At 66.1% G+C, this 12,066-nt stretch carries 10 protein-coding genes; all 10 read right to left on the reverse strand.

Translation table 11 applies throughout. The annotated features are described in order from the left end of the window. Positions 1 to 45: 45 nt before the first annotated feature. Positions 46 to 1,257, reverse strand: coding sequence for a cell division protein FtsA (gene ftsA, locus NK214_RS00500; RefSeq protein ID WP_197081372.1), 1,212 nt, complete (start codon positions 1,255 to 1,257; stop codon positions 46 to 48). A 46-nt stretch (positions 1,258 to 1,303) separates the two neighbouring features. Further along, positions 1,304 to 2,029 carry a cell division protein FtsQ/DivIB gene (locus NK214_RS00505; RefSeq protein ID WP_048413564.1) on the reverse strand — a complete coding sequence of 242 codons (726 nt, stop codon included), beginning with the start codon at positions 2,027 to 2,029 and terminating at the stop codon, positions 1,304 to 1,306. Then, the gene (locus NK214_RS00510) at positions 2,019 to 2,930 is read right to left on the reverse strand and encodes a D-alanine--D-alanine ligase (protein ID WP_253313578.1); all 912 of its coding nucleotides are present in this window, start codon (positions 2,928 to 2,930) and stop codon (positions 2,019 to 2,021) included. Before NK214_RS00510 ends, NK214_RS00505 begins: the two co-directional genes overlap by 11 nt. 23 nt (positions 2,931 to 2,953) lie before the next feature. After that, positions 2,954 to 4,345 carry a UDP-N-acetylmuramate--L-alanine ligase gene (gene murC / locus NK214_RS00515; RefSeq protein WP_253313522.1) on the reverse strand — a complete coding sequence of 464 codons (1,392 nt, stop codon included), beginning with the start codon at positions 4,343 to 4,345 and terminating at the stop codon, positions 2,954 to 2,956. A gap of 37 nt (positions 4,346 to 4,382) precedes the next feature. After that, positions 4,383 to 5,465, reverse strand: coding sequence for an undecaprenyldiphospho-muramoylpentapeptide beta-N-acetylglucosaminyltransferase (murG, locus tag NK214_RS00520; RefSeq protein ID WP_227106471.1), 1,083 nt, complete (start codon positions 5,463 to 5,465; stop codon positions 4,383 to 4,385). Between the two features lie 129 nt (positions 5,466 to 5,594). Further along, a complete protein-coding gene (ftsW, locus tag NK214_RS00525; protein ID WP_019102074.1) occupies positions 5,595 to 6,752 on the reverse strand; it encodes a putative lipid II flippase FtsW in 1,158 nt (385 codons plus the stop codon). Next, positions 6,749 to 8,128 (reverse strand): UDP-N-acetylmuramoyl-L-alanine--D-glutamate ligase, encoded by a 1,380-nt coding sequence (murD, locus tag NK214_RS00530; protein ID WP_227106469.1) that lies wholly within the window; start codon positions 8,126 to 8,128, stop codon positions 6,749 to 6,751. Before murD ends, ftsW begins: the two co-directional genes overlap by 4 nt. An 8-nt stretch (positions 8,129 to 8,136) precedes the next feature. Further along, positions 8,137 to 9,222 (reverse strand): phospho-N-acetylmuramoyl-pentapeptide-transferase, encoded by a 1,086-nt coding sequence (gene mraY / locus NK214_RS00535; RefSeq protein ID WP_107797818.1) that lies wholly within the window; start codon positions 9,220 to 9,222, stop codon positions 8,137 to 8,139. A gap of 1 nt (position 9,223) precedes the next feature. Beyond that, on the reverse strand, positions 9,224 to 10,585 hold the full coding sequence (gene murF, locus NK214_RS00540) for a UDP-N-acetylmuramoyl-tripeptide--D-alanyl-D-alanine ligase (protein ID WP_253313523.1): 1,362 nt from the start codon (positions 10,583 to 10,585) through the stop codon (positions 9,224 to 9,226). Then, positions 10,582 to 12,063 (reverse strand): UDP-N-acetylmuramoyl-L-alanyl-D-glutamate--2,6-diaminopimelate ligase, encoded by a 1,482-nt coding sequence (locus NK214_RS00545; protein WP_253313524.1) that lies wholly within the window; start codon positions 12,061 to 12,063, stop codon positions 10,582 to 10,584. Before NK214_RS00545 ends, murF begins: the two co-directional genes overlap by 4 nt. Between the last annotated feature and the right edge of the window lie 3 nt (positions 12,064 to 12,066).

Consider the following 12,066-nt stretch of genomic DNA (forward strand, 5'->3'; position numbering starts at 1 on the left):
AGCGCTTAGTACAATGTTCACGATCCGCGGATCGTCAACAAACTCTTAAAAATTGCCAGCAAACCACGCCTTCATGCGCGTGAACATCTGGCCCACACCCGCCGTCTCCACCTTGGGGCCGGCATGCGTTTGAATCTGATCCTTGCCGTACAACAGCAGGCCGACGCCGGTGGAGAAGCGCGGGGTCTTCACCACTTCCGCCAGGCCGCCCACATACTTGGGCACGCCGACGCGCACCGGCATGTGGAACACTTCTTCCGCCAGCTCCACCATGCCCGGCATCAGGCTGGCGCCGCCGGTCAGCACGATGCCGGAGGACAGCAAATCCTCGAAGCCGCTGCGGCGCAGTTCCTGCTGCACCAGCTGGAACAACTCTTCCACCCGCGGCTCCACCACTTCGGCCAGCGTGGCGCGCGACATCTGCCGCGGCCCGCGCTCGCCCACGCCCGGCACTTCTATCATCTGGCTCGGGTCCGCCATCGCCACCAGCGCCACCGCGTGCTGGATCTTGATGTCCTCGGCTTCCTTGGTCGGGGTGCGCAAGGCCATGGCGATGTCGTTGGTGATCTGATCGCCGGCGATCGGAATCACCGCGGTGTGGCGGATCGCGCCGTTGGCGTAGACCGCGATATCGGTGGTGCCGCCGCCGATGTCGATCAGGCACACGCCCAGATCTTTTTCGTCTTCCGACAGCACCGCGATGGCGGAGGCCATCGGTTGCAGCACCAGGTCGGACACTTCCAGGCCGCAGCGGCGCACGCACTTGGTCACGTTCTGGGCGGCGGACACCGCGCCGGTGACGATGTGCACCTTGGCTTCCAGCCGCACGCCGCTCATGCCCAGCGGTTCGCGCACGCCTTCCTGACCGTCGATGCTGTATTCCTGGGTCAGGATGTGCAGCACCTGATGGTCCGGCGGAATGGTCACCGCGCGCGCGGTTTCAATCACGCGGTCGATGTCCATCTTGGTGACTTCGCGATCCTTGATCGCCACCATGCCGTGCGAGTTCACGCTCTTGATGTGGCTGCCGGCGATGCCGGCGAACACTTCGTGAATCTTGCAGTCGGCCATCAGTTCCGCCTCTTCCAGCGCGCGCTGGATGGCCTGCACCGTGGATTCGATGTTCACCACCATGCCGCGCTTCAAACCGCGCGACGGGGTGTGGCCCATGCCGACGATATTAAGTTGGCCGTCCTCCAGGACTTCTGCGACGATCGCCACGATCTTGGATGTGCCGATGTCGAGGCCAACCAGCATGTTCTTGCTTTCCTTTGGTTTGCTCACCTGTCGCTCCAACTGCTAATTACTTGTTTCCCTTGGCCGGCGGCGCCTTGTAATCGGGCATCCGCACGGCGAATCCATTCGGGTAGCGCATATCCACGTATTCCACGTGATACGGCAACGCCGCCAATTTGCTCTTCCAGTACTGGGCGAAGCGGCGGGCGCGCGGACTCACGTCGTTGCGTCCCAGCTCCAGCTGCACCTGGTTGTCCAGCCCCACTTTCCAGGCGCGGCGGCTGGACAGCCACAGCGCCGCCGGCTTGACGCCCGCCGGGGCCAGATCCTGCCGCAGCCCTCCCAGCATTTCGCTCATGTCCTTCTCTGCCCCCGCCGGCCCGTAAAACACCGGCAGGTCCTGGTCGCTGGCGGCGTCGAACCGCTCTCCTCGGGTATTGACCAGGCCGTTCTCTCCCCAGCGCGCAAGCGCCACATGCTCTTCCACCGAAATGTCCAGCGCGTCCGGCCAGCGCCGCCGCACCTGGGCATCCCGCACCCACGGCAATTTGCCGAAGGCCGCCCGCGTCTTGTCGATGTCCAGCGTGAAGAAGGTGCCGGACAGCTCATGCTCGGCAATGAACTTCAGCTGTTCCGGCGTCACGCGTTTCATGTCGCCGCGAATCTGGATCTTCTTCACCGGAAACACCGGAGCGTGCGTCAACCAGAACCCTCCTGCATACAGCAACATCAGCGCGGTGGCGGCCAGCATCAGATTGGCCAGGCCTCTAAGCAGCCGATGGTTATCCCACATGCACCATATCCAGCACCTTGAGGCACAAATCCTCGTAACTGATGCCCATCGCCCGCGCCGCCATCGGCACCAGGCTGTGGCTGGTCATGCCCGGATTGGTGTTGGCTTCCAGCAGGTAAATGCCGCCGGCTTCGTCCATCAGGAAATCCACCCGGCCCCAGCCGCGGCCGCCCAATACGCGGAAAGCCGCCAGCGACAGTTCGCGCGCGCGCGTCTCCACGTCTTCGCTCAGGCCGGACGGGCAGCGGTAGACGGTGTCGTCGCGGAAATACTTGGCGTCGTAGTCGTAAAACTCGGTCGCCGGTTCGATCTTGATGGTCGGATAGGCGGTGTCGCCGATCACCGCGCAGGTGTACTCGCCGCCGCCGATGAAACGCTCGGCGATCACGATGCTGTCGTATTTGCGCGCCTCTTCAAACGCCGCCTTCAGTTCGCCCGGCTGCTTGACCTTGGTCACGCCGATGCTGGAGCCCTCGGTGGCCGGCTTGACGAAGATGGGCAGGCCCAGCTTGGCTTCCACCGCGGCGAAGTCGCTGTTCTCGTCCAGCAGCTCAAAGGCCGGGATCGGCAGGCCGGCGCCCTGCCACAGCAGCTTGGTGCGCCATTTGTCCATGCAGATCGCCGACGCCATCACGCCGCAACCGGTATACGGCAGCCCCATGCTTTCCAACACGCCCTGCAAGGTGCCGTCTTCGCCGAAGGGGCCGTGCAGCACATTGAACACCCGTGCGAAACCCTCGTTCTTCAGCGCGCTCAGCGGCTGTTCCGACGGATCGAACTTGTGAGCGTTTACGCCGCGGGATTGCAGGGCTTTGAGCACACCGGCGCCGCTCATCAGCGACACTTCGCGCTCGGAGGAACTGCCGCCCATCATCACCGCCACCTTGCCGTACTGCTTCATTGCCTTGTCCTTGTCATTCATCATCACGCGCCCGCCGCCACTTTGGCCGGCACCGCGCCGATGGAGCCCGCGCCCATGGTCACCACCACGTCGCCGTCGCGAGCTTGATCGAAAATGGTCTGCTGCATCTCGGCGATGTCCTCGACGAACACCGGCTCCACCTTGCCCTGCACGCGCACCGCGCGCGCCAAGGCGCGGCCGTCGGCGGCCACGATGGGCGCTTCGCCGGCGGCGTAGACTTCGGACAGCAGCAAGGCGTCCACGCTGGACAGCACTTTGACGAAGTCTTCAAACAGATCCCGAGTGCGGGTGTAGCGGTGCGGTTGGAAGGCCAGCACCAGACGCTTGTCCGGGAAGGCGCCGCGCACCGCGGCCAGCGTGGCGGCCATTTCCACCGGGTGATGGCCGTAATCGTCCACCAGGGTGAAGCTGCCGCCGTCCTTGGCCGGCACTTCGCCGTAACCCTGGAAGCGGCGGCCGACGCCGGCGAACTCGGCCAGGCCTTGCTGGATCGCTTCCACGCTGGCGCCGCACTCCAGGCCGATGGCGATGGCGGACAGCGCGTTGAGCACGTTGTGGCGGCCCGGCATGTTCAACACCACCGGGAAACGCACTTCCTTGCCGTTCTTCACCACCACGTCGAAATGCATCTGGCCGGCGGCCGCGCGCACATTCTCGGCGTAGATGTCGGCGGAGTCGTCCAGGCCGTAGGTGGTCACCGGCTTGGTGATGCGGCCGCGGATCTCGCGCACATGGGGATCGTCCACGCACAGCACCGCGCGGCCGTAGAACGGCAGCCGCTGCAGGAAGTCGACGAAAGCCTGCTTGAGCTTGTCGAAGCTGTGGTCGTAGGTGTCCATGTGGTCGGCGTCGATATTGGTCACCACCGCCATCACCGGAGTCAGATGCAGGAAGGAGGCGTCCGATTCGTCGGCCTCGGCCACCAGGAACTCGCCGGAGCCCAGGCGCGCGTTGGTGCCGGCCGCGGTCAGCTTGCCGCCGATAACGAAGGTGGGGTCCAGGCCGGCCGCGCCCAGCACCGAAGCGGTCAGGCTGGTGGTGGTGGTCTTGCCGTGGGTGCCGGCGATGGCGATGCCCTGCTTGAAGCGCATCAGTTCCGCCAGCATCAGCGCGCGCGGGATCACCGGGATCTTGTTGGCGCGCGCTTCCAGCACTTCCGGATTGTCGGCCTTGACCGCGGTGGAGGTCACCACCACGTCGGCGCCGTGCATATAGGTGGCGTCGTGGCCGTAAAACACGCGGATGCCCTGATCGATCAGCCGCTTGCTGGTGGCGCTTTCCGCCATGTCGGAGCCGGACACGGTAAAGCCCAGGCCGTGCAGCACCTCGGCGATGCCGCACATGCCCACGCCGCCGATGCCGACGAAATGTATGTGTTTGACCCTGTGTTTCATGTCTGTGTCTCTGCTTGAGCGCTCGTATGACGCTCTGTCATTCCCGGGCCAGCTGCTGGCACAGGTCGGCCACCCGGCCGGCCGCGCCGGAACGCGCCAGCGCGCGCGCGCGTTCGGCCTTGTCCAGCAACTGCTCTCTATCCAAACCCGCCAGCAGGCCCGCAAGCCCGTCGGCGTTCAATTCTTTCTGCGGCAGATGCCAGGCCGCGCCGGCCTGCGCCATCCACTCGGCGTTGTCGCGCTGATGGCCGGTGGTGGACACCACCAGCGGAACCAGCACGCTGGGCACGCCGGCCGCGCACAATTCGCTGACCGTGATCGCGCCGGCGCGGCAGATCACCAGATCGCATTCGGCCAGGCGCTGCGGCATATCGTCGACGAAGGGCAGCAGTTCCACTTGCTCCCGCAGGCCCGCGGCCTGATACGCGGCCTCGACCGCGGCGAAATTCGCCTCGCCGGTCTGATGCGTCAGTCGCGGCCGCTTGTCGGCCGGCAGCTTCGCCATCGCCTGCGGCAGCGTTTCGTTCAATACCTTGGCGCCCAGGCTGCCGCCCACCACCAGCACCTTCAGCGGACCGCTGCGGCCGGCGAAGCGCTCCGCCGGCGCGGCGATGCCCTCGATCTCGCCGCGCACCGGATTGCCGGTGACCAGCGCCTTGCCGTTGCGCGCCGCGTCGCCGTCGAAACCGCAGGCCAGTTTCTTGGCGAAGGGCAGCAAGGCCTTATTGCTCAACAACAGGCCGGCGTCGGCGTTGACCAGGACCAGCGGTTTCCACAGCAGGCCCGCCATCACGCCGCCGGGCAGGCAGACGTAACCGCCCATGCCCAGCACCACGTCCGGGCGGTGACGGAAAATCTGCGCCGCGCTGCTGAAGAAAGCGCCGGCCAGCTGCAACGCGCCCTTGAGCGAGCCCAGCAGGCCCTTGCCACGCACGCCGTGGAAATTCAGCCGCTCCAGCGGAATGCCGGTCGGCGGCACCAGCTTGTTCTCCATGCCGCGCCGAGTGCCCAGCCACACCACCTTCCAGCCCCGGCTTTGCAATTCCTTGGCCACGGCGAGGCCGGGGACGATGTGTCCACCCGTGCCAGCCGCCATCACCATGACCGTGCGATTCGCCATCTCTATCCGTTCCGTTAACTCTCGTTGCCGCGCATCATGCGCCGGTTTTTGCTTCGCCCTTCGGGCTCGCAGAAACCGCCGCCTACGGGCTTACGCCCTAAGGCGCCTGACAGCGCTGCTCATGCGCGGCTACACTTTGTAGCCGCGCATGATGCGGCGGTTTTCATAATCAACTCGCAGCAGCACCGCCACCGCGATCAAATTCATCAACATCGCCGAGCCGCCGAAAGACATCAGCGGCAAGGTCAAACCCTTGGTCGGCAGCAGACCCATATTCACCCCGATGTTGAAAAACACCTGGATGCCGAGCCAGATGCCCAGGCCCTGCGCCACCAGCGACTGGTAGTAACGCTCCAGCTTTTTCGATTCCACGCCGATGTGAAAGGCGCGGCGCACGATCCAGGCGTACAGACCGACCACCACGCAGATGCCGGCAAAGCCGAACTCTTCCGAAATCACCGCCATGATGAAGTCGGTGTGCGCCTCCGGCAGGTAAAACAATTTCTCTATGCTGCCGCCCAGACCGACGCCGAACCACTCGCCGCGACCGATGGCGATCAAGGAGTGCGACAGCTGGTAGCCCTTGCCGTACGGGTCGTCCCACGGGTCCATGAAGCCCAGCACCCGCTTCAGCCGGTACGGCGAGGAAATGATCAACACCACGATCGCGCCCACCGCCATCACCGCCAGCCCGCTGAAGATGCGCATATTGATGCCGCCGAGGAAGAGCACGCCCATCGCGATGCTCATCACCACCATCAGCGCGCCGAAGTCCGGCTCGCGCAGCAGCAGGAAGGCCACCACCACCATGGCGGCGAACATCGGCGCGAAGCCTTCCTTCAAGCTGTGCAGCAAATGGCTCTTGCGCACGGTGTAATCCGCCGCGTACAGCACGGTGGCGAACTTCATCACCTCCGACGGCTGCAGGTTCAGCACGATCAGATTGATCCAGCGCCGCGAGCCGTTGACCATCTTGCCGATGCCGGGAATCAGCACCAGCACCAGCAAGACCAGTCCGATCAGGAAAATCTTGCCGGAGTACTTCTGCCAGAACGCCGTTGGAATCTGGAAGGCGATATAGGCCGCGCTCAGCCCTATCGTCATGAAGATCATGTGACGGATCAGGTAGAAGTAGCGGTTGTGCGTGGCCGCGTCGGCCTCGGCGTAGGCGATGGACGCCGAGTACACCATCACCAGGCTGATCGACAACAGCAGGGCCAGCGCCCAGGACAGCGCCTCGTCGAACGGCTTGATGGCGGCGTAACGCCGGGCTCCGTGCACGATCATGGCCGCGTCGCCTCCGCTTGCCGCGCCTTCCACTCGCGCACGGCGTCGATGAACACCTGGGCGCGATGCGCGTAGTTGCGGAACATGTCCAGACTGGCGCAGGCCGGCGACAGCAACACCACGTCGCCCGGCTGCGCCAGTTCCGCCGCGCGGCGGGTGGCTTCTTCCAGCGTCTCGCAGTCGTGCAAGGGCAAGCCGGTGGCGGACAGCGCGGCGCGGATCTTGCCGGCGTCGCGGCCGATCAACAGCACGGCGCGGGCGATGCGGCGGCAGGCCGGCGCCAGCGGCGCGAAGTCCTGGCCCTTGCCGTCGCCGCCGGCGATCAACACCACCGGACGGGTCATGCCGTTCAGCGCCGCCTCGGTGGCGCCGACATTGGTGCCCTTGGAATCATCGATAAACGCAACCGAGGCGATTTCGTCTACCAGCTCGACGCGATGTTCCAAACCATGGAAGGTTTTCAGTCCTTGCAGCAGCGCGGCGCGCGGCGCGCCCACAGCTTCGCACAAGGCCAGCGCGGCCAGCGCGTTGGCGGCGTTGTGCAGGCCTTGCAAACGCATCTCGGCGCAATCGAAGGCCCGCTCGCCGTCCAGGCTCAGCCAGTAGCGGCCGTCATCCTGCCGCAACGCGTATCCGGCATCCTCTGTCAGCGAGAACCATTTGACCGCACGGCCGGGGCGAACCATCGCGCGCACCAGCGCGTCGTCGCGGTTCAGCACCTGGACGCCGGCGCCGTGGAACACCCGGGTCTTGGTGTGGGCGTAGTCCAGCAGATCGTCGTAACGGTCCAGGTGGTCCTCGGAAATATTCAGCACCGTGGCGGCGTCGGCCTCCAGCGTAAATGTGGATTCCAGTTGAAAACTGGACAGCTCCAGCACCCACACGTCCGGGCGCTTGCCGCTTTGCTCGCGTTCCAGCTGCGCTTCCAGCACCGCCAGGCCGATATTGCCGGCCACCACCGCGTCCAGGCCGGCGGCGGCGCACAGATGGCCCGCCAGGCTGGTGACCGTGCTCTTGCCGTTGGAACCGGTAATGGCGATCACCTTGCTGCCGTCGCCGCGGATCGCGCGCGCCAGCACTTCGATATCGCCGATCACCTCGCCGCCGGCTTGGCGGTAGGCGGCGACGGCCGGGTGTTTCAGCGGCACGCCCGGGCTCAGCACCAGCAAGTCGGCGTCGGCGAAGGTCTGGGCGCTGAAATCGCCGGCACGCACTTCCGCCTGCGGCAAGAAGGCGCGCAGCTCGGCCACGCGCTCGGCCGACGGCTTGGCGTCGGCCACGCTCACGCGCGCGCCGTGCGCGGCCAGGTAGCGCGCGGCCGCCAGGCCCGAGCCTCCCAAGCCCACCACCACGACGTGACGATTCGCGTAGTCCATAGTCTTCCTCAACGCAGCTTGATGGTGGACAGGCCGGCCAACACCAGCATCATGGTGATGATCCAGAAACGCACCACCACTTGCGTTTCCTTCCAGCCCTTCAACTCATAGTGGTGATGCAGCGGCGCCATGCGGAACACCCGCTTGCCGGTGAGCTTGAACGAAGCCACCTGAATCATCACCGACAGCGCTTCCACCACGAACAGGCCGCCCATGATCAAGAGCACGATTTCCTGACGCACGATCACCGCCACGGTGCCCAGCGCCGCGCCCAGCGCCAGCGCGCCGACGTCGCCCATGAAAACCTGGGCCGGATAGGCGTTGAACCATAAAAATCCCAGGCAAGCGCCGCACATCGCCGCGCAGAACACCACCACCTCGTGCGCGCCGGGAATGAAGGGCAGGCCCAGATATTTGGAAAACACCGCGTGGCCGGCGACATAGGCGAAGATGGACAGGCCGGCCGCCACCATCACGGTGGGCAGGGCCGCCAGGCCGTCCAGGCCGTCGGTCAGGTTCACCGCGTTGGAGGTGCCGACGATGACGAAATAGGTCAGGATGCAAAAACCGATCGCGCCCAGCGGATAGGAGATGGTCTTGACGAAGGGCACGATCAGCTCGGTGGACGCCGGCAGCTTGGCGGTGGCGATCAGGAACACGCCGGCGCCGATGGCGATGGCGGACTGCCAGGCCATCTTGAACTTGGCGGACACGCCTTTCGGGTCCTTGTACACCACCTTGCGCCAGTCGTCGTAAAAGCCCAGCGCGCCGGTGCCGAACATCACCGCCAGCAGCAGCCACACGTATTTATTGGACAAGTCCGCCCACAGCAGCGTGGTCAGGCCGATGGCCAGCAGGATCAGCGAGCCGCCCATGGTCGGCGTGCCGGCCTTGACCAGATGGGTTTGCGGGCCGTCGTTGCGCACCGCCTGGCCCACTTTGAGCTCGGTCAGCTTGCGGATCACCCACGGCCCCAGCAGCAGGGAGATCGCCAGCGCGGTCAGCGCCGCCATCACCGCGCGCAGCGTGATGTAGTTGAAGACGTTGAAGGCCCGGATGTGGGAGCCCAGCAGTTCAGCCAGCCAGAGCAGCACGTTATTGTTCCTCTCTAAATTGTTGCATCAGGTGTTCCACCACCCGTTCCATGCGCATGAAGCGCGACCCCTTGACCAGAACGGAGGCACCCGACGGCAACTGCCGGTCGAGAAACTCGTACAACTCGTCAATCGAATCAAAATGTTTGCCGCGCGCGCCGCAGGCGGCGGCGGCGTGGCGCGAAACCTCGCCCAAGGTCAGCAGCAGGTCCACGTCGCGCGTCCGCGCGTACTCGCCCACTTCCGCGTGCAGCGCGTCGGCGGCTTCGCCCAGTTCGCCGATGTCGCCCATCACGAAGCAGCGCGGCGCCGGCAGGCGGACCAGCACGTCGATCCCGGCCTTCATCGAATCCGGGTTGGCGTTGTAGCTGTCGTCGATCACGCTCAGACCGCGCGGGCTTTGCTTGAGCTGCAAACGGCCCTTGGCGCCGCCGAAGGCCGCCAGGCCGGCGGCAATGTCGTCCAGCGGCACACCGGCGACCAAGGCCAGGCTGGCCGCGGCCAGCGCGTTGCGCACATTGTGTTCGCCCGGCGCCGGCAATTCGATCCGCCGTTCGCCGTCGGCGCAACGCAGCGTGAAGCGGCTGCTCAAGGCGCTCAGTTCGATGTCGACGGCGCGGACGTCGGCTTCGGCGCCCAGGCCGAAGGCGATCTGGCGGCGACCGTCCGCCGCGCGGCGGAACAAGGCCAGATTGGCGTCGTCGGCGTTCAGCACCGCCGCGCCGTCGGCGTCCAGGCCTTCGAAGATTTCCGCCTTGGCGCGCGCCACTTCCTCGGTGGAGCCGAAATAACCGAAGTGGGCGCGCATCGCGTTGTTGACCAGCGCGATGCGCGGCCGGGCCAGGCCGGTCAGATAGCGGAGCTCGCCGTGATGGTTCATGCCCATCTCCAGCACCGCGTAGCGATGCGCCGGCGTCAGCCGCAGCAGGGTCAGCGGCAGACCGATATCGTTGTTGAAGTTGCCGGCGGTGGCCAGCACCGCGTCCGCGCCTGCATATTGGCGCAGAATGGCGGCCAGCATTTCCTTGACCGTGGTCTTGCCGTTGGAGCCGGTGACGCCGATACGCAGCGCCGGCTGGCGTTGCGCCCATCCGGAGGCCAGCCGGCCCAGGGCCAGGAGGGTGTCGTCCACACGGATCAGGCTGGCGCCGGACAGCTCGAAATCCGCGCGCACCAGCGCGGCCGCGCCCTTGGCCGTCACCTCGGCGACGAAATCGTGGGCGTCGAAGCGTTCGCCCTTCAGCGCGACGAATAGATCGCCGGGGCCGGCCTCGCGGCTGTCGGTCACCACGCGCAGGATGTCGCCGTCTGGGCCGCTCAAAGCGCCCCGGGCCAGTTCGGCGGCCTGCAGCAGCGTCATCATGCGCGCTCTCCCCAGGCGGTCAGCGCTTCTTCCGCCACGCGGAAGTCGGAGAACGGCCGCTTGACGCCGGCGATGTCCTGGTATTCCTCATGCCCCTTGCCGGCCACTAGCACCACGTCGCCGGCGCGCGCCTGGCTCACCGCCCAGTGGATGGCGGCTTCGCGGTCCGCCTCGACGTGGGTGCGCGCGGCGTCCATGCCGTCGAGCACGTCGCGCAGAATGGCTTGCGGGTCTTCGGTGCGCGGATTGTCGCTGGTCAGCACCGCCACGTCGGCGATGTTCTCGGCGATGGCGCCCATCATCGGGCGCTTACCCGGATCGCGGTCGCCGCCGCAGCCGAACACGCAGAACAGGCGGCCGCCTTCCGGGCGGATCTCGGCCAGCGTGGACAAGGCTTTTTCCAGCGCGTCCGGCGTGTGGGCGTAGTCGATCACTACCAGCGGCTCGTGCGCGCCGCCCACGCTCTGCATGCGGCCGCGCGCCGGCTGGATGCGCGCCATCACCGCGGCCGCGTCGCGCAGGCTGACGCCGTTGACGCACAGCGTGGCCAGACAGGCCAGCAGATTGGCGGCGTTGAAGCGGCCCACCAGGCCGGTGCGCACATCGGCGACGCCCCAGGGCGTGGTCACCGTCAGTTGCAGGCCGTCCAGCGTGGCGGCCAGCGCCAGCGGACGCACATCGCCCTGCTCCAGGCCGTAAGTCACCACCAGAGTCTCAGCCGGGTCGATTTCGGCGGCCAGCTGGCGGCCGAATTCATCGTCGGCGTTGATCACCGCGTGCTTCAGGCCTTCCCAGAAGAACAGCTTCTTCTTGGATTCGCCGTAGGCTTCCATCGAGCCGTGGTAGTCCAGGTGATCGCGGGTCAGGTTGGTCAGCACCGCGGTGGCGAAGTCCACGCCGTTGACGCGGCTTTGATCCAGGCTGTGGCTGGACACTTCCATGGTCACCACGTGCGCGCCCTGGCGGCGGTATTCGGCCAGCTTTTGCTGGATGGTCACCGGGTCCGGCGTGGTGTGGGTGGTTTCGGTCAGCTCGCCGTAAAAGCCGTTGCCGACGGTGCCGATCAGCGCCGCCTTCTGGCCCAGCAGCGAGAAAGCCTGCGCCAGCCAGTGGGAAATCGAGGTCTTGCCGTTGGTCCCGGTGATGCCGATCACGCGCAGCGCGCGGCTGGGATAGCCGTAAACCTCGGCCGCCAGCATGCCGATGCGGTCGCGCAGATGCGGCACCGGCAGATTGGGCGCCTGCCACAGCGGGTTCCAGGCGAAACCGCCGGCGTCGTCCCACAACACCGCGGCCGCGCCTTTCGCCAGCGCGGCCTGGATGTAGTCGCGGCCGTCGGAATGCAGACCGGGGCACGCCAGGAACACGTCGCCGGGCAGCACGCGGCGGCTGTCGGTCTCCACCCGTTTGACGGGCAGTCCCAATTGTTTGATGTCGGCCGGATTCCAGTCCGGCATGGGGGTCAAACGGCTTTTCATGAT

Origin of the sequence: Chromobacterium sp. S0633 (assembly GCF_024158805.1) — a bacterium.
Lineage (GTDB): Bacteria > Pseudomonadota > Gammaproteobacteria > Burkholderiales > Chromobacteriaceae > Chromobacterium.

Excerpts from the sequence above, each read along its gene's own strand:
- murF (WP_253313523.1), bottom strand. The coding sequence starts at position 10,585 with ATGATGACGCTGCTGCAGGCCGCCGAACTGGCCCGGGGCGCTTTGAGC.
- ftsA (WP_197081372.1), bottom strand. The coding sequence starts at position 1,257 with ATGCTGGTTGGCCTCGACATCGGCACATCCAAGATCGTGGCGATCGTC.
- murD (WP_227106469.1), bottom strand. The coding sequence starts at position 8,128 with ATGGACTACGCGAATCGTCACGTCGTGGTGGTGGGCTTGGGAGGCTCG.
- murG (WP_227106471.1), bottom strand. The coding sequence starts at position 5,465 with ATGGCGAATCGCACGGTCATGGTGATGGCGGCTGGCACGGGTGGACAC.
- murC (WP_253313522.1), bottom strand. The coding sequence starts at position 4,345 with ATGAAACACAGGGTCAAACACATACATTTCGTCGGCATCGGCGGCGTG.
- NK214_RS00505 (WP_048413564.1), bottom strand. The coding sequence starts at position 2,029 with ATGTGGGATAACCATCGGCTGCTTAGAGGCCTGGCCAATCTGATGCTG.
- NK214_RS00545 (WP_253313524.1), bottom strand. The coding sequence starts at position 12,063 with ATGAAAAGCCGTTTGACCCCCATGCCGGACTGGAATCCGGCCGACATC.
- NK214_RS00510 (WP_253313578.1), bottom strand. The coding sequence starts at position 2,930 with ATGAAGCAGTACGGCAAGGTGGCGGTGATGATGGGCGGCAGTTCCTCC.
- ftsW (WP_019102074.1), bottom strand. The coding sequence starts at position 6,752 with ATGATCGTGCACGGAGCCCGGCGTTACGCCGCCATCAAGCCGTTCGAC.